Annotated in this window: 15 protein-coding genes and 1 tRNA gene; 7 read left to right on the forward strand and 9 right to left on the reverse strand. The window is 45.9% G+C overall.

Translation table 11 applies throughout. The features are described from left to right. Nucleotide 1: 1 nt before the first annotated feature. Nucleotides 2–634 (reverse strand): AAA family ATPase, encoded by a 633-nt coding sequence (locus DXD78_RS13850; protein WP_009037948.1) that lies wholly within the window; start codon nt 632–634, stop codon nt 2–4. An 84-nt stretch (nt 635–718) separates the two neighbouring features. After that, nucleotides 719–2,074: an MATE family efflux transporter gene (locus tag DXD78_RS13855; RefSeq protein WP_009037946.1), complete on the reverse strand. Its 1,356-nt coding sequence runs from the start codon at nt 2,072–2,074 to the stop codon at nt 719–721. A gap of 114 nt (nt 2,075–2,188) precedes the next feature. Between DXD78_RS13855 and lysS the strand changes: the two genes are divergently transcribed. The 4 genes from lysS (at nt 2,189) to DXD78_RS13875 (ending at nt 7,285) form a co-directional block, all read left to right on the forward strand. After that, nucleotides 2,189–3,919 (forward strand): lysine--tRNA ligase, encoded by a 1,731-nt coding sequence (lysS, locus tag DXD78_RS13860; RefSeq protein ID WP_009037945.1) that lies wholly within the window; start codon nt 2,189–2,191, stop codon nt 3,917–3,919. Nucleotides 3,920–4,017: 98 nt separating this feature from the next. Next, complete coding sequence (locus DXD78_RS13865) at nt 4,018–5,013, forward strand: NAD(P)H-dependent glycerol-3-phosphate dehydrogenase (RefSeq protein ID WP_009037944.1); 996 nt, start codon at nt 4,018–4,020, stop codon at nt 5,011–5,013. 48 nt (nt 5,014–5,061) lie between these two features. After that, complete coding sequence (locus tag DXD78_RS13870; RefSeq protein ID WP_005827213.1) at nt 5,062–6,399, forward strand: glucose-6-phosphate isomerase; 1,338 nt, start codon at nt 5,062–5,064, stop codon at nt 6,397–6,399. Nucleotides 6,400–6,529: 130 nt separating this feature from the next. Beyond that, entirely contained in the window at nt 6,530–7,285 is a 756-nt protein-coding gene (locus DXD78_RS13875; protein ID WP_009037943.1) for an HAD family hydrolase, read from the forward strand. A gap of 55 nt (nt 7,286–7,340) precedes the next feature. Here DXD78_RS13875 and DXD78_RS13880 read toward each other — a convergent pair whose 3' ends face one another. Next, entirely contained in the window at nt 7,341–7,910 is a 570-nt protein-coding gene (locus DXD78_RS13880) for a hypothetical protein (RefSeq protein WP_009037942.1), read from the reverse strand. A 211-nt stretch (nt 7,911–8,121) separates the two neighbouring features. Between DXD78_RS13880 and DXD78_RS13890 the strand changes: the two genes are divergently transcribed. Continuing rightward, on the forward strand, nt 8,122–8,559 hold the full coding sequence (locus DXD78_RS13890; protein ID WP_005827221.1) for a PepSY-like domain-containing protein: 438 nt from the start codon (nt 8,122–8,124) through the stop codon (nt 8,557–8,559). A gap of 418 nt (nt 8,560–8,977) precedes the next feature. On the opposite strand, the gene DXD78_RS13895 is transcribed toward DXD78_RS13890, so the two are convergent. From DXD78_RS13895 to DXD78_RS13915, 5 genes are all read right to left on the reverse strand, one after another. Further along, nucleotides 8,978–9,859, reverse strand: a complete 882-nt coding sequence (locus DXD78_RS13895; RefSeq protein ID WP_009037941.1) for an alpha/beta hydrolase — start codon at nt 9,857–9,859, stop codon at nt 8,978–8,980. A gap of 108 nt (nt 9,860–9,967) precedes the next feature. Continuing rightward, entirely contained in the window at nt 9,968–10,798 is an 831-nt protein-coding gene (locus DXD78_RS13900) for a MerR family transcriptional regulator (RefSeq protein WP_005833169.1), read from the reverse strand. A gap of 90 nt (nt 10,799–10,888) precedes the next feature. Further along, the gene (locus tag DXD78_RS13905) at nt 10,889–11,362 is read right to left on the reverse strand and encodes a hypothetical protein (RefSeq protein WP_005833171.1); all 474 of its coding nucleotides are present in this window, start codon (nt 11,360–11,362) and stop codon (nt 10,889–10,891) included. A 6-nt stretch (nt 11,363–11,368) separates the two neighbouring features. Continuing rightward, nucleotides 11,369–12,010 (reverse strand): peptide-methionine (S)-S-oxide reductase MsrA, encoded by a 642-nt coding sequence (gene msrA / locus DXD78_RS13910; RefSeq protein WP_034522775.1) that lies wholly within the window; start codon nt 12,008–12,010, stop codon nt 11,369–11,371. Nucleotides 12,011–12,131: 121 nt separating this feature from the next. Next, nucleotides 12,132–12,204, reverse strand: a tRNA-Arg gene (locus DXD78_RS13915). Between the two features lie 212 nt (nt 12,205–12,416). On the opposite strand from DXD78_RS13915, the gene asnA reads away from it, so the two are divergent. Both asnA and ung read left to right on the forward strand, forming a co-directional pair. After that, a complete protein-coding gene (gene asnA / locus DXD78_RS13920) occupies nt 12,417–13,454 on the forward strand; it encodes an aspartate--ammonia ligase (RefSeq protein WP_008664075.1) in 1,038 nt (345 codons plus the stop codon). 104 nt (nt 13,455–13,558) lie between these two features. After that, complete coding sequence (gene ung / locus DXD78_RS13925; RefSeq protein ID WP_005827240.1) at nt 13,559–14,221, forward strand: uracil-DNA glycosylase; 663 nt, start codon at nt 13,559–13,561, stop codon at nt 14,219–14,221. 3 nt (nt 14,222–14,224) lie between these two features. On the opposite strand, the gene DXD78_RS13930 is transcribed toward ung, so the two are convergent. Then, the gene (locus tag DXD78_RS13930; protein ID WP_117652788.1) at nt 14,225–17,005 is read right to left on the reverse strand and encodes a putative LPS assembly protein LptD; all 2,781 of its coding nucleotides are present in this window, start codon (nt 17,003–17,005) and stop codon (nt 14,225–14,227) included. Nucleotides 17,006–17,067 lie beyond the last annotated feature (62 nt).

Here is a 17,067-nt window from a genome sequence, read left to right on the forward strand (position 1 = left end):
TTTACCTGAGATTGAGTTTCTGTTTCACAAATTCCTCTATGAAATCCGTCGTTCCCTCAACTCCCAATACAGAGGAATCGATACACAAATGATATGTCTCGGCAGCCCCCCATTTTTTATAGCTGTAGTAGTTATAGTATTCGGCGCGTTTCTTATCCGCTTTGTTCATCATCTCCTCCGCTTCACGCTCAGAAATGGAATGCATTCGGCAAAGGCGTTTGATGCGCTCTTCATTGGAGCAGGAAATGAAAACATTGACACAGCGTGGATTATCCCGAAGAATATAATCAGCACAACGTCCCACGAACACGCAGGACTTCTCCTCCGCCAATCGGCGTATCACGTCACTTTGCACTTTGAACAGAGCATCATTACTCAGGCAATTCGTAGCAGGGATAGCCCCGTCACTGACAAAAGGGAAACGCATGCCGAAGAGCCCTCCAATAATGCCTTGTGAAGCTTTCTCATCAGCTTTTTCAAAAAACTCACAACATAGTCCACTCTCTTCGGAAGCCAGCCTAATCAGCTCCTTATCATAAAAATCAATTCCCAGACGGGTAGCCAGCTTCTCGCCTATCTCCCGTCCACCACTACCCAACTGACGGCCTATATTGACTATAAAATTATTGTCCATATGCTTGTTAATCTATTAGTTTGCAGATAGCAAATATAAATATTCTTACGGAATATCTACAGAAAGCATATGAAAAATTTTATTTTAATGTGCTGCAGCAGTCTTAAACTTACGGAATTGATAAACCAGCATCACCAGTGCTATCAAGCTTGCAAGTAAATCGGATACCGGCATACTATACCACACCCCGGCCACGCCAAAGAAGTGCGGCAGAATAAGCAGACAAGGAAGCAGAATCAGCATCTGCCGCGTAAGTGAAAGGAATATCGCCTTGCCCGCCATCCCTATACTTTGGAAGAAATTGGAGGTTACCATCTGGAAACCGATAATGGGGAAGAACATCACCGTAATACGCAATCCCGTAGCCGAAAGTTCCGTCAATTCTGCGTCTGATGTAAAGATACCCACCACCAGATTAGGTGCCAGCATCCCTACCAAGAAGCCAAAGGTTGTCACACAGGTGGCATAGATTATTGTCAGTTTCAGTACCTTGTTCACCCGGTCGTACAACTTTGCTCCGAAGTTATATCCGGCAATGGGCTGCATTCCCTGGTTTAATCCCATCACAATCATAACTACGATAAACACCAAGCGGTTCACAATACCAAAGGCACCGATAGCCAAGTCGCCTCCGTACTTCTTCAATCCCTGATTGATAAGGATTACAATAAGGCAAGCCGCCAGGTTCATCAGAAAAGGAGACATACCGATAGCCAGTGAATCAAATACAATCTTACGCTTCAGACGGAAGATACCCCGGCGGAAGTGCAGCAATTCATTGGCGTTATTGAACTGCTTGAGTTGCCACAGCAAGGCAATGACCTGCGCAGACACCGTAGCAATGGCAGCCCCGCGAATCCCCCAGTCGAACATAAATATAAAAATAGGAGCCAATATCGTATTGATAGCCACCGTAGCAATAGTGGCATACATCGCCTGCTTGGGATGTCCCGAAGCACGCAGCACCGCATTCAGACCCAGATAGAGATGGGTAACAACGTTGCCCAACAAGATTATCTCCATAAACTGCCGCGCATATTCCACCGTCTCATCACTGCCACCAAAGAAATAAAGGATAGGATTAAGAAAAGGAAAGACTATAACGGTAAACGCCAAACCCAACAAAATATTCAGTACAAACACATTGCCCAGCACCCGTTGCGCCGTATCATAATCCTTCTGTCCCAGCTTTACCGAAATCAGTGTAGCAGCACCTACGCCTACCAATGCACCGAAAGCAGCCCCGAGGTTCATCAACGGGAAAGTCAGTGCCAATGCCGACAGAGCCATGGTCCCCACACCGTGACCGATGAAAATACTATCTACCATATTATATAAAGAAGATGCCGTCATGGCAATGATTGCCGGCACGGCATACTGCATCAAGAGTTTTCCGATGCTCTCCGTACCCAACGCTGTGGGTGTCTTTTGTGCTGTCATACTATATACCTATTTCTTTTTACCGGGTGCAAAGGTACGTATTTTCCGTCAAAAGGTTCGCTATCTGAAAAATGTTTCGTACTTTTGTACCCAAATTGAGTGAAATATAGCGAAATGAACGTATTAGAACTAAGTGAACAAGAAATCATTCGTCGCAACAGTATGAATGAACTTCGCGCGATGGGCATTGAGCCTTATCCCGCAGCAGAGTATGTAACAAATGCTTTCTCTACCGATATTAAAGCTGAATTCAACGACGATGCAGAGCCTCGCCAAGTGTCCGTTGCCGGACGTATCATGAGCCGCCGTATCATGGGTAAAGCATCTTTCATCGAATTGCAGGACTCCAAAGGACGCATCCAGGTATATATCACCCGCGATGACATCTGCCCGGACGAGGACAAGGAGATGTACAACACCGTGTTCAAACGTTTGCTCGATTTAGGCGACTTCATCGGTATCGAAGGATTCGTATTCCGTACCCAGATGGGCGAAATCAGCATCCATGCCAAGAAGCTGACCGTACTTGCAAAGAGTATCAAGCCCCTGCCTATCGTGAAATATAAGGACGGCGTGGCTTACGACTCTTTCGAAGACCCCGAACTCCGCTACCGCCAGCGTTATGTAGACCTTATCGTGAACGACGGCGTGAAAGAAAAATTCCTGAAGCGCGCCACCGTCATCAAGACCATGCGTGCTGTGCTGGATGAAGCCGGCTACACGGAAGTGGAGACGCCGATTCTTCAATCCATCCCCGGTGGAGCAAGCGCCCGTCCGTTCATCACCCACCATAACTCTCTGGATATAGACCTCTACCTGCGTATCGCCACCGAGCTTTACTTGAAGCGACTGATTGTGGGCGGATTCGAAGGTGTATATGAAATAGGCAAGAACTTCCGTAACGAGGGTATGGACAAGAACCATAACCCGGAATTCACTTGTATGGAGCTGTACGTGCAGTACAAGGACTACAACTGGATGATGAGTTTTACGGAGAAATTGCTGGAACGCATCTGTATCGCCGTAAACGGCTGCACAGAAACCGAGATAGACGGCAAGAGCATTAGCTTCAAAGCTCCCTACCGCCGTCTGCCCATCCTGGAAGCCATCAAGGAAAAGACCGGATACGACCTCGAAGGCAAGAGCGAGGACGAAATCCGCCAGGTGTGCAAGGAACTGAATATGGAAATTGACGACACCATGGGCAAGGGCAAGCTGATTGATGAAATCTTCGGAGAATTCTGCGAAGGTACTTTCATACAGCCCACTTTCATCACCGACTATCCCGTAGAGATGAGCCCGCTGACCAAGATGCACCGCAGCAAGCCGGGACTGACCGAACGTTTCGAGCTGATGGTGAACGGCAAGGAACTTGCCAACGCTTACAGCGAGCTGAACGACCCGATAGACCAGGAAGAACGCTTCAAAGACCAACTCCGCTTGAGCGAAAAGGGAGACGACGAAGCGATGTTCATCGACCAGGACTTCCTGAAAGCATTGCAATACGGTATGCCTCCCACATCGGGCATCGGTATCGGCATCGACCGTCTGACCATGTTAATGACGGGCGAATCCTTTATCCAAGAAGTACTTTTCTTCCCGCAGATGCGTCCGGAAAAGGTTATCCCCAAAGATGCTCCTGCACGATACACAGAGCTGGGCATCCCCGAAGACTGGGTGGCTGTAATCCAGAAAGCCGGCTACAACCTGGTGAGTGACATGAAAGATGTGAATCCGCAAAAACTCCACATGGACATCTGCGGTATCAACAAGAAATATAAATTGGAACTGGCAAACCCGACCGTAAACGAAGTTGCTGACTGGGTCGGAAGAATTAAGAATTAAAAATTAAAGAATTAAATAGGCAAGATTAAAGATAAGAGGAGGAGGAAGGTACTCCTTTCCCCTCTTTTAATTTTTAATTTTTAATTATTAATTTCGATATGAAACTACCCGGTAAGATAGCCATCATGGGCGGAGGAAGTTGGGCAACTGCCATTGCAAAAATGGTTCTGTCACAAGCGGAGTCTATAAATTGGTACATGCGACGCGATGACCGTATTGCCGACTTCAAACGGCTTGGTCATAACCCTGCCTACCTGACGGGCGTCAAGTTTGATACCAAGCGTATCAACTTCAACTCCAACATCAATGATGTCGTGAAAGAATCTGATACGCTCATCTTCGTTACACCTTCCCCTTATCTGAAGGTTCACTTGAAGAAACTGAAGACTAAGATTAAGGATAAATTCATCATCACTGCCATTAAAGGTATTGTGCCCGATGACAACTTGATTGTCTCGGAATATTTCACTAAGGAATATGGCGTCCCGGCTGAGAATATTGCTGTATTGGCAGGTCCCTGCCATGCGGAAGAAGTGGCTCTGGAACGCCTTTCTTATTTGACCATTGCTTGTCCCGACACCGACAAGGCTTGCACCATTGCCCGCAAACTGGCCAGTTCATTCATCAAGACCTCTGTCAGTAATGACGTTGCCGGCATTGAATACAGTTCGGTGCTGAAGAATGTATATGCCATTGCAGCCGGTATCTGCAGCGGTCTGAAATATGGCGACAACTTTCAGGCTGTGCTCATGTCCAATGCCATACAGGAAATGAACAGATTCCTGCAAACGGTACATCCGCTGAACAGAAACGTAAGTGATTCCGTTTATTTAGGTGACCTGCTGGTGACGGGATATTCCAATTTCAGCCGCAACCGCACATTCGGTACGATGATTGGCAAGGGATACTCCGTGAAAAGCGCGCAGATTGAGATGGAAATGATTGCTGAAGGATATTACGGTACAAAATGTATCAAGGAAATCAACAAGCATTATCATGTCAACATGCCTATTGTAGATGCAGTATACAACATTCTGTATGAGCGTATCTCGCCGACGATTGAAATCAAGCTGCTTACCGATTCATTCCGGTAAGCGCGAAAAAAGATAAAACGAAATACTGAATTTAAAACCTAGAATATTATGATTAGTTTGAACATTGAAAAGACTCTTGGATTCATCTCCAAAGAAAACGTTTTCGCCTATGAAGCCCAAGTAAAGGCTGCACAGGAAGCATTAGAGAATGGTACCGGTAAGGGCAACGACTTCTTAGGCTGGCTGCACCTCCCCTCTTCCATCACTAAAGAGCACCTGGCTGACCTAAAGGCTACCGCACAGACGTTGCGTGACAACTGCGAGGTAGTAGTAGTTGCCGGTATTGGCGGAAGTTACCTCGGTGCACGTGCGGTGATAGAGGCTTTGTCAAACAGCTTCACTTGGTTGCAAGACAAGAAAACGGCTCCGGTCATTCTGTATGCAGGACACAATATCGGTGAAGATTATCTATATGAACTCACCGAATACTTGAAAGACAAGAAATTCGGTGTTATCAACATCTCCAAATCCGGTACTACCACTGAAACGGCCTTGGCGTTCCGTCTGTTGAAAAAGCAATGCGAAGACCAACGCGGCAAGGATATGGCAAAGAAGGTTATCGTTGCCATCACCGATGCCAAAAAGGGCGCTGCCCGCGTAACGGCCGACAACGAAGGCTACAAATCCTTCATCATCCCCGATAACGTGGGCGGACGTTTCTCCGTACTGACTCCGGTAGGCTTGCTGCCCATCGCAATAGCAGGTTTCGACATTGAGAAACTGGTTGCAGGTGCAGTTGCCATGGAAAAGGCTTGTGGAAAAGATGTTCCGTTTGCAGAAAATCCTGCTGCCATCTATGCAGCTACGCGTAACGAGCTCTACAAGAACGGTAAGAAAATTGAAATCCTCGTAAACTACAATCCCAAACTGCACTACGTAAGCGAATGGTGGAAGCAGCTTTATGGTGAATCCGAAGGTAAGGAAAACAAGGGTATCTTCCCTGCTGCCGTAGATTTCTCCACCGACCTGCACTCCATGGGACAATGGATTCAGGAAGGCGAACGTACCATCTACGAAACTGTCATCTCCGTGGAGAAGACACAGCACTCCCTGCAAGTACCTTCGGACGAAGCCAACCTCGACGGACTGAACTTCCTGGCAGGCAAGCACGTGGACGAAGTGAACAAGATGGCTGAATTGGGCACACAGCTTGCCCACGTTGACGGCGGCGTACCCAACATGCGCATCGTTATCCCTGCACTGAATGAAGAAAGCATCGGAGGTCTGCTCTACTTCTTTGAAATAGCTTGCGGTATCAGCGGTTATATTTTGGGAGTCAATCCGTTCAACCAACCGGGTGTGGAAGCATACAAGAAGAATATGTTTGCATTACTGAACAAGCCCGGCTACGAAGAAGAGTCCAAAGCTATCCAGGCAAGACTCTGATAAATTAAGAATTGAGAGTTGAAAATCGGGAAACGGCTTTTCATTGCGCTTGTTGTACAGCCGTTTCTCAATTTTCAACTCTCAATGTATTTACCCCGCATTTCTTAATTTTTAATCCTCAATCTACCAAGTGTTCGAAAACTCTATCGCCCGTTATCTGGAAAAGCACGGGCATCCCAACATCCAATTGAAAGCAGTTCTTTTTGACATGGACGGCGTACTGTTCAACTCCATGCCCTACCATGCCGATGCCTGGCATAAAGTAATGGAACGTCATGGCCTGCACTTGAGCCGTGAAGAGGCATACATGCACGAGGGACGTACCGGAGCCTCCACCATCAACATCGTTTATCAACGCCAGTATGGCAAGGATGCCACTCCCGAAATGATAGAAAGCATCTATGCAGAGAAAAGCGCCGAATTCAGTACCCACCCGGAACCGGAACGTATGCCGGGTGCTTGGGAAGTACTGCAAAAGGTAAAAGCGGCAGGACTTATTCCGGTACTTGTCACCGGTTCGGGCCAACACTCCCTGCTGAACCGCCTTGTCCACAACTTCCCCGGTATGTTTCAGCGCGACCACATGGTGACCGCCTTTGATGTGAAATACGGGAAGCCCCATCCTGAGCCTTATTTGATGGGACTGGAAAAAGCCGGAGTACAAGCCAATGAAGCTATAGTTGTAGAAAATGCACCTATCGGAGTACAAGCCGGAACAGCAGCAGGCATATTCACTGTAGCAGTCAATACCGGTCCGCTGGACAGGCAGGTATTACTGGATGCCGGAGCAGATTTATTGTTTCCGTCCATGCAGGCGCTTTGTGACGACTGGGAAAGGTTGCAAACCGCATTAGATGCCAGTAATAGCCTTCGCCACAAAGATTGACGGCGACCCAAACAATATAACAGTTGATTGGAGCTTATATAACCAAGTAATACCATTACTTGATATACAGAAGACATCTATTGTCTTTCTTCTTAAAGCGCTCCAATCTACCCATTTTCTCCTTCTCGGTTTCTTTAATAGGGAACGTTATTCTACAGGTATCTTTATCATAATCATACAATTCTCTGGCAGGAACTACATAAACAGATTCCGGACTGTCACCACACCATCCAAAGCCAAAAACATAAAACAAGTTTTTTATCGGACGGTTCAACAGATTGGAATTCATATACCCCTCGTACTTTTCAATGTCTTTTATATCGAGATAAAAACCTATCTTACTTCGCCATTTACATTCTACAGCTATAATATATCCAACTTCATGAATGGTACTCGTTGTGGTAACACACTCCATCAACAAATCCGGAGATGATGAAGACAGAGGCCTATACCCCTCAATGTATTTATCACCTCTCCAATCTAAAAGCCGCCAAAATATTTTCTTATCACATAGATCCGAATAACCATCTTTACTAATATTGGAGTTCTTCACAACCCATTCCTCAAATCTATCTCCTAAATATTTACTTTTCTTCCTTTCTTTAAAATATTGAAAGGTATCCATAAACCGATATTGGAAAATAGTCTATTGTGTCTTTAAATAATATTCATTGCAAACAAAAATTCATAGGTGAAGAGCCGCAACACCCATTTTCAAAAATAGATTTTTTTTCATTTCCAAAAATAGAGTTTTTTTCCCAATTCTTTCCAGATTTCCTTCCCATCTTTGTAATACAGAAAACAAATAAAGTATTAATTATTAAAAATAGAGAAGTATGAAAAAATTAGTTATGATGTTGGTTTGTATGTTTGCAGTGCACACAATGGTAATGGCGGATAATGATAAGCCGATAGAGGTGAGCCAGTTGCCGGCGAAGGCGCAGACATTTATCAAGACTTATTTTAAAGACCATAAGGTGGCAATGGCTAAATTGGAGTCGGGAATGTTTTATAAAAGCTATGATGTGGTGTTCACGAATGGGGAGAAGGTAGAATTTGATAAATCGGGGGAATGGAAAGAGGTACGATGCAGACAAAGTGAAGTTCCTGTACAGATTGTACCGGAAGCGATACGTAACTATGTAAAGACCAATTATCCGGATGCAAGAATTCTTCAGATTGAGTACGATGACAATGAGTATGAGATAAAGTTGTCTAATCGTTGGGAAATTACATTTGACTCTAAAATGAGGGTGATTGACATTGACGATTGATGACAAGAAAGATTTAGAATATGTAGATTATAAAGTATCAAGAAACTGAAAACAGTTGCTTGGAGAGGGTTTCTCCAGGCAACTGTTTTTTTTTATGCACTTCCGTACGGTAGCAGGGCATATGGTGCTGCGCTCATTGTACAACAGTGGTTGTACTACTATTCCAATTGCCCGGAGTCAACGAAGCCCCGGCTGCACTTTTGCAGTTTTTTAATCAGTGTGTCCGGAGAAGGACACTCAACCTTCTCCGGAGCTGAAAATACTGATTTATAAGGAAATGGCGCTTCTCGGCGCTTCCTGCCGGAAGGCGACTCAGGCTATGACGCTTTCAGGATTTTGGCAGACCTCACCATGGTATAGGTAGTCTCCTTAGTACAATGGCGCATATCATTCAGCTTACTGAAAAATAGAGTTTTTTTCAGAGAGGTTTGTTCGGCAGAGAAATTCCAACCGCAGAACGGAAGAACAACGTTTTCAGTCCGTCATAAAATCCCGGAAGAGCAACCGTTCCATGCGTCTCTTCCGGGAACTTTTTTGATACCACCCGCAAATGCCGCTTCTCCATACGAGGAACTGCACTCCCTATAAAATCATCTGTCAGGGGAAAGTGGATCAGCTTCCTATCAAGACGCGGCTGAGTGGCAAACGCAACATACAGTTGCTTTCCTGAAAAGTCAACCTTATCTACCTGCCGTTCTACCTGTTTCTGAAAACATCCTTTATCCCACCATAAACTGGGGTCTATGGCGATGTATGTATCAAATGCACTGGGATAATTCAGCAAAACATGCAGCGTGAACAACCCGGCATAAGAATGTCCAGCCAACAAGTGTTGTCCATTCACCGGCAAGTCTTGTTCCACTGCGAGGCGTAGCTCCTCCGTCAGAAAACGGCAAAATTGTCCTGCCCCACCCCCTTCCGGTTTATCGCCCGGACGGACAGTTCCGTCACGCCGGGCAGCGGAACAGGTTGGCGTAAAGTCTCTGGTTCTGTTTGTATTCAGGACAGCCACAACGATACAGGGCGGTAAGGAAGAAACTTTGGAGGTGGAAAACAAGCGAGTAAAACCTACCACCGAATGAAAAAAAGAATCACCGTCCAGCAAATAAAGAACCGGATAACTTTCCTCTTTTTCACCCGGGCGGGTTGCAGGTACATACACCCAATATTCTCTAGCCTCATTCAAGACATGCGAAAACAAAGTGTGGCGAGTCCCGATAGAAATAGCTTCTTGCGCTCTCAGCGGAAAACCGAGCCAAGTGACAACTACCAATATAAACAGAATATGCAGGCTTCTCATTTCAATTCTTTTTTCAGTCTGCAAAGTTCGCAGAAAATAAGTTGACTACCTATCCCTATTTTTAGGTATTCTCACGGTTGAAAGCTTTCCGCAGAAATCAAAGGCTGATTAAGAAAGTTTGATGGGCAACTGAATTTCCGTCATCCATTCATCCACCGTTTCTTTGTTCCAAATGCCGTCAATATGGCAAAACCGGGCACGGTCAATGACCTCGTATCCATTTGTCTCGGCATACGCAAAAAGCTCGGCGAAAGTTTCGGGCATATGCTCATAAGCACCGTAATGGTTGACACAGAGCGCAACCGGCACTTCCGGAAGTTCCTTGAATTTAATCAGTTCCGAATCTTCCTTGCGTTCAGCCACCGCTTCAAAAAACTCGATATCAATATCAACCCCATATTCCTCATTATATTCCACCGTGAAACAATATTCCGGGGCAGGACATTCACAACCCAAACGGTACATTTCAGGCCCGATGATATTCGGACAAAGATTGAACAGCTCCTGATAAGAGTCTATTTTACGGCGATGGGTAGCAAAAATTCTTGAAGGGAGGGATTTCTTAAACACTTTTTCCATAACATTCTCTTGTTTATGGAGTAAATTTTCCAATTTGGCAAGTTCGGTCTGCCGCCATATCAAGTGTTCAATCTCGTTTTTGCAACGTTCTATTTTAACCTTCAACAATTCAGCATCCGGAAATTCCTTGCCATCGGCAAACAACTCGGATATCTCTTCGAGGCTGAACCCTAATTGCTTGAGGTAAACAATACGGCTCATACACCGGAGCTGGCTGATGTCGTAATAGCGATACCCCGTCCACTCATCCACTTCAACGGGTATCATCAATCCTATCTCTTCATAATGACGAAGCGTCTTAACGGTCACCTGGCAAAGTTTGGAAAACTCTCCGATTTTAAACTTCATTTTATTCTTCATAAACTCATGCACATTTTGTTTATGATGCAAAGATAGGTCCTGCCCTTAGGGACGAGTCAAGAGATTGCTTCAAAAAAAACACATATTTCACTATTCACAACGGCAATAGGTGTTTGCACCGCACGTACAATGGGGTAACAACTGCCCACTCAGTTCATCGCGGTAAAATTCATACAGCCGCCGGTACATGGTTTCATAGAGTGCGGCAATTTGTTGCTCCTGCTCACTTTCATTTTGAAAACGATTTTTAAAGGGGTCTTCAAAATTAAAATGCACCTGCTGCTTGGCATCCAGAGTGATAAATTTCAGTTCTTCTCCGGCTTCTTTACATAGGGTAATCACGTAGTCCCACGACCGGTGCGTATAGGTCCCGACACCAGACGGTTTCTTGCGAGACACGCTGAAACCATTCTGTTCCATCACATTGCACACGGCATCGGGAACGCAGTTCCCCTCCATAATTCCTGCCGTAGAGATATTCATTCCCCTGCCAAATGCATGCAGGAGTTCCTGCGCGATACGGCTGCGGCACGTATCTTCATTACTTATTAACAGTATATCCATTGTCCGTTACTTTTCCAGGTTTAAATACTCGCCATCTCCTTCTTTCTTCATCTTCGCTTTACGTGCCAGGTCGAACAAGGTGGGGTTAATGTGGCAATATCCACCAGGATTTTTGTCCAGATAGTCTTGATGATAATCTTCGGCGAGATAGAAGTTCTTCAAAGGCTCTATCTCTACAACCAACGGACGGGAGTAGTTGGCAGCCAGCCGGTCAACGGTTTCACGAATAACGGGCAGGTCGGCGGTATCCGTATAATAGATACCCGTGCGATACTGTGTACCTCTATCCCCCCCTTGCTTATTGAGGCTGGTAGGGTCAATCGTTTTGAAATAAAGGTCGATAAGGAAAGGCAAGTCCACCTCATCGGGATCATACTGTACTTTTACGGTTTCGGCAAAGTCCGTGGTACCGGTACATACCTGCTGATAGGTAGGATTGGCTATATTTCCATTGGCATATCCCACCTGGGTAGCCTCCACACCTTCTATTTGTTTCAGGAAATGTTCGGTACCCCAAAAACATCCTCCTGCCAGATAAATCTCTTTCATTGGTTTCATGTCTGTTCTCCTTTCTGACCGTCCTTCCGGCTTACCGGCATAGGACAGACAAGTCATTAACATTGCAAAAATAAATATTATTTGTTTCATACCTCTAACTCTATGGAAATTATAACAAGAAAGAGAACCGTATGGTTGACTTTTCTGGATGTATTGTATAAAAAGAAACTCCCTTTGCAAAGTATTCATGCAAAGGGAGTTCCTTTCTTTGTGACCCCGGTGCGATTCAAACGCACGACCTTCAGAACCGGAATCTGACGCTCTATTCACTAAGCTACGGAGCCAAATGTGGATGCAAAAGTATAAAAAAATTAGCAGATTCCTAACATTCAAACGCTTTTTATATCAAACCGAGGAATATTTTTATTATTACTTTGAGAAGACTAACCGCAATTACACAAACATTTTGTTCTTTTTTCCCACAAAACAGAAGCAAGTATCAATATTATTCCTATCTTTGCCGAGCAATTTAATAGAAGTTATACTGAATAAATTTATGAGCTACCTGATAACACCTGAAGGTTACAAACCTTTATTGGACCTAAAACAGACTGAATTAGGGATTAAACAAATTAAAGAGTTCTTCCAATTGAACCTCTCTTCCGAACTGCGCCTGCGACGTGTGACAGCTCCACTGTTCGTATTGAAAGGAATGGGTATCAATGACGACCTCAATGGAGTGGAACGTGCCGTAACTTTCCCTATCAAAGATTTGGGCGACGCCAAAGCTGAAGTGGTGCACTCCCTCGCCAAATGGAAACGCCTCACGCTTGCCGAATACCATATCGAACCGGGATATGGCATCTACACAGACATGAATGCCATCCGTGCCGATGAAGAACTGGGCAATCTGCATTCCCTTTATGTAGACCAGTGGGACTGGGAACGCGTCATTACTGCCGAAGACCGCAATGTGGAATTCCTCAAGGAGATAGTAACCCGTATCTATGCAGCTATGGTGCGCACAGAATATATGGTATATGAGATGTATCCGCAAATCAAGCCTTGCCTGCCCCAGAAACTTCACTTTATCCATGCCGAAGAATTGCGCCAACTGTATCCGGACTTGGAACCCAAATGCCGCGAACATGCCATTTGCAAGAAATACGGTGCAGTGTTCATCATCGGTATCGGATGCAAGCTGAGCGACGGCAAGAAGCACGACGGACGCGCCCCGGACTACGACGACTATACCAGCAAAGGGCTGAACGACCTCCCCGGACTGAACGGTGACCTCCTGCTATGGGACCACATCCTGCAACGCAGCATCGAACTTTCCTCCATGGGTATCCGCGTAGACAAGGAAGCCCTGCTTCGCCAGCTCAAAGAGGAAGGCGAAGAGGAACGCCTGGAACTTTACTTCCACAAACGCTTGATGAATGATACACTGCCGCTTTCCATCGGTGGCGGTATAGGGCAGTCCCGCCTCTGTATGTTCTATCTGCGCAAGGCGCATATCGGTGAGATACAAGCCAGTATCTGGCCGGAAGATATGCGCAAAGAGTGCAAGGAACACAATATACACCTGATTTGATATACATTTATCCCGTCATATAATATAAAGTTCACCCCCTCAAAAGGTTGGACTTTATTTTTTATTTTGTACTTTAGCATCCGAAACTACTAACAGATCCAATTATGAATGTTCAAATAGAAGAAAGCTGGAAAGCACATCTGCAACCTGAATTTGAGAAAGATTATTTCCGTACATTGACTGATTTTGTACGGGACGAATATGGGAAATATGCAATATATCCTCCGGGAAAGCTGATATTCAATGCATTCAACCTATGCCCTTTTGACAAAGTAAAAGTCGTGATAATCGGTCAAGACCCCTATCATGGTCCGGGACAAGCACACGGACTTTGTTTCTCCGTAAATGACGGTGTTCCTTTCCCTCCTTCCTTACTTAATATTTTCAAGGAAATAAAAAATGACATTGGCACTGATGCCCCCACTACCGGCAATCTGACACGCTGGGCAGAGCAAGGCATATTGCTGCTCAATGCTACCCTCACCGTACGTGCACACCAAGCCGGTTCTCACCAAAACCGAGGTTGGGAAACATTTACAGATGCGGCTATCCGCATTCTCGCCGAAGAAAAAGAGCATCTTGTATTTATTCTTTGGGGAGCCTACGCCCAACGTAAAGGGGCATTCATCGACCGTAGCCGACATCTGGTACTTACCTCGGCACATCCATCTCCCCTATCCGCTTATAACGGCTTCTTCGGGAACAAGCATTTCAGCAAAACAAACGAGTATTTGCGGGAACATGGAGAGACGGAAATAATTTGGTAAACATCAATACCACTGAATATTACTCTGAGTCTGGCTTCTCTGTTCCCATTTCAAGTCTTGCAGGATACTTGCATTGGCACGGATGGTAAAGTTATAGTATTTCCAGCGTCCGAAAGGTGATATGGCAGCCGTCATGCTGAAACAGTGCAGGTCACGTGTGATGTTGAAAGCGGTCTGCGTTATCTCCTTCGCATTGAAGTCATAACCGGAATTGAAGCTGACAGCCCATTTATTGGTAAGCTTGACGTTACCGTTTATATTAAGGGAATTCAGGCTGAATTTGTACGGATAGCGCATGTTCTTACGATTAATGGGCTTACTGGTGTCTTCCGTTATATTGAAACCGGTACTGAAGTTGATGGACCAAGGCATTTTGAATACTTGATAGCCGTCAGCATCGGCAGCAGCCTTTTCCTTCTTCTTCTTCTTCGGAGTGCCGTCCTCGGTGGTTTCGCCCTCCATGTCACTGTCTCCCTCCGTCGAGGCATTCTGGTCTTGGTCCTGCTCCTCGTCATCCTTCTGACCGGTGAAGAAGTTCCTTATTTTCTTCCACGAATCATTGTTCACGGTCCAACTGAACGACGTACCATATCCCGACCAACGACCGAAACGGCCATACGACCATTCCGTACGGTTACCGGGCACCACCCTTCCGTTCTCATCAAACTCGTAAGCATAAGTGGCAAAGGTAGAGCTCATACTCAACGTATAACTCTTGCTCAACTTCAGACGGAGATTAAAGCTCAAGTCACTCCAAGGACGCACCTGGGCAGCCGTGTTGTAACTGATACCCATACTCAAATCGTCAATCAGGCTCACCTTGCGGATAGAGTCATTCTTATCCTTGAACTTCATTTCAAGGTTATTGGAGATATTGAAACTGATAAGCCCCTGCTTTCCTCCACTTGGCGGACTGAACACCTGACCGGCATAATAGGAATACTGCACGGTATCGCGAATGCCGTTCTGGTCTTTTATATAAGAGTCATAATAGCCAAAACGGGACGAAGTGAAATCGGGCGCAGCGCTGAAACTGATGGAGGGAGTGATGACGTGACGTATCTGTATCTCCTTCTTCTTCATGAACAATGGCTTGTACATACCATAAACTTTGGTATTGATACCCAGACTGGCACTGTAGTCGTATACACGGTGAAAACCGTAGGTCGTATCATTCACCTCCTTGCCTTGCTCATCGTCCCAGTCCTTCTTCACCTTGCGGGTGTACCAACGCTCCGTATAGTTTACGGTAGGCGTCACATTGAAGTACTTGAACAAAGTAAACGTGGCACTTACCGGAATCTCATGCTGCATACCGTTCTCCCAATCGCGTATCAGGTTCTTCTTGAACAACAGATTGTCCTTCGTCTTGATACTGTTCTTCACACGGCCAGTATAGCGAACGGAAATCTTCTCATACCACTTTTCATCTCCCACTGCATGTTTGCGCTTGAAAGGGAAAATGGTACTCAAGGAAATGGTCATGTCCGGTAAAGTCACCGCGATAGAGGAGTCGCGCATGGTCTGGGCAATATTACCTGAAGCGGAGATGCTCAGATGCTGGTCGGGAAAGTTACGCGAATAGCTGACACTGGAAGTCTTGGTATTCTGCGACATTGCCTGGGAGTTGTACATATTGCCGATATTGGTACGCTCATAACTACTGGTAGCAAAGTTCACACTGGCAGAAAAGGTAGAATTCGGACTCGCTTTCGGGTCCTGCCGGTGAGACCACACCACCTTGAAGTCTTTGGCAACCGAGTAGTCGGGCAAGCCTTTGTCACCGGTCTTGGTCACCTGATAGCTTGCCTGCAGCAAACCGGAATATTTGTAACGCTTCACATAGTTCGACTCCATATTCAGCGCCCAAGAACCTTTCGTGAAGATATCCGCCCGCAGCTTCAAGTCCATTTGGTCACTGATGGCGAAGTAATATCCACCGTCCGTCAGACCGAAGCCACGATTGGAGTCATCCATATAGGTAGGCATCAGAAAACCGGACTGGTAACTGCTAGAAAACGGGAAAAAGAAAAATGGAACGGCAAGCGGAAGCGGCACATCCTCTACTACCAGATAGGCAGGTCCCGTCACCACGTTCTTTTTCGGACGTACCTTGGCATAAGTCATCTGCATATAAAAATGGGGGTGGTCATGATGGTCACAAGTCGTGTAACGACCGCTCCTCATATAGAGTTCATCATTATTCCCTTTCTTGGCATTATTACCGGTCACGTATCCCTCGCCCTGCTGGCTGACAACATTGCTGATAAGACCTCTTTTACTCTTGAAGTTATAACGGATAGTATCGGTTTCGTAGGAGGTGTCCCCGTCTTTGAAGACCGGTCTTCCCTTGGCTGTTCCTACAGAATCGACCACGCCACGGGCAAAAACCGTACTGTTGTCCATATCCATAGAGATGACATCAGCCTCCAGGTCAGCACCCGGATAACTCACCTTTCCCTGGCCGTAAAGATGGGCAAAGCCACTCTGCGTAAATACAATGGAGTCATTGGCTTCGTAGGCTACGGGAGCATCCAATGCATCCTTCTTGGGAGGCGCAGCCGCTACCGTATCTTGTTGCAACGAATCGGCAGGAAGCCCCTTTCCCCCTTGCAGGGAGACTCCCATCTGCAAACTATCCCCTACCTGCAACGTGTCTGTCCGCTGAACATTCGGAGGCGCGACCTTCGTTCTACGGCGCTGAGAAGCAGCCCCACCAGAGAGAAGAAGCAAGACGAATAGTAGTATGAATGATATGAATGTATTTGCTTTCAATGGCGTCATTAACTAATAGTTTACGCTTGGAGGGGCAAAAGTACATAATTTATACGGATAATCTCCCTTTT

Source organism: Bacteroides sp. D20 (assembly GCF_003436255.1).
Classification (GTDB): Bacteria; Bacteroidota; Bacteroidia; order Bacteroidales; family Bacteroidaceae; genus Bacteroides; species Bacteroides uniformis.

Coding starts and splice junctions, on each gene's coding strand:
- DXD78_RS13850 (WP_009037948.1), bottom strand. CDS start 634: ATGGACAATAATTTTATAGTCAATATAGGCCGTCAGTTGGGTAGTGGT.
- DXD78_RS13855 (WP_009037946.1), bottom strand. CDS start 2,074: ATGACAGCACAAAAGACACCCACAGCGTTGGGTACGGAGAGCATCGGA.
- lysS (WP_009037945.1), top strand. CDS start 2,189: ATGAACGTATTAGAACTAAGTGAACAAGAAATCATTCGTCGCAACAGT.
- DXD78_RS13865 (WP_009037944.1), top strand. CDS start 4,018: ATGAAACTACCCGGTAAGATAGCCATCATGGGCGGAGGAAGTTGGGCA.
- DXD78_RS13870 (WP_005827213.1), top strand. CDS start 5,062: ATGATTAGTTTGAACATTGAAAAGACTCTTGGATTCATCTCCAAAGAA.
- DXD78_RS13880 (WP_009037942.1), bottom strand. CDS start 7,910: ATGGATACCTTTCAATATTTTAAAGAAAGGAAGAAAAGTAAATATTTA.
- DXD78_RS13890 (WP_005827221.1), top strand. CDS start 8,122: ATGAAAAAATTAGTTATGATGTTGGTTTGTATGTTTGCAGTGCACACA.
- DXD78_RS13895 (WP_009037941.1), bottom strand. CDS start 9,859: ATGAGAAGCCTGCATATTCTGTTTATATTGGTAGTTGTCACTTGGCTC.
- DXD78_RS13900 (WP_005833169.1), bottom strand. CDS start 10,798: ATGAAGAATAAAATGAAGTTTAAAATCGGAGAGTTTTCCAAACTTTGC.
- DXD78_RS13905 (WP_005833171.1), bottom strand. CDS start 11,362: ATGGATATACTGTTAATAAGTAATGAAGATACGTGCCGCAGCCGTATC.
- msrA (WP_034522775.1), bottom strand. CDS start 12,010: ATGAAACAAATAATATTTATTTTTGCAATGTTAATGACTTGTCTGTCC.
- asnA (WP_008664075.1), top strand. CDS start 12,417: ATGAGCTACCTGATAACACCTGAAGGTTACAAACCTTTATTGGACCTA.
- ung (WP_005827240.1), top strand. CDS start 13,559: ATGAATGTTCAAATAGAAGAAAGCTGGAAAGCACATCTGCAACCTGAA.
- DXD78_RS13930 (WP_117652788.1), bottom strand. CDS start 17,005: ATGACGCCATTGAAAGCAAATACATTCATATCATTCATACTACTATTC.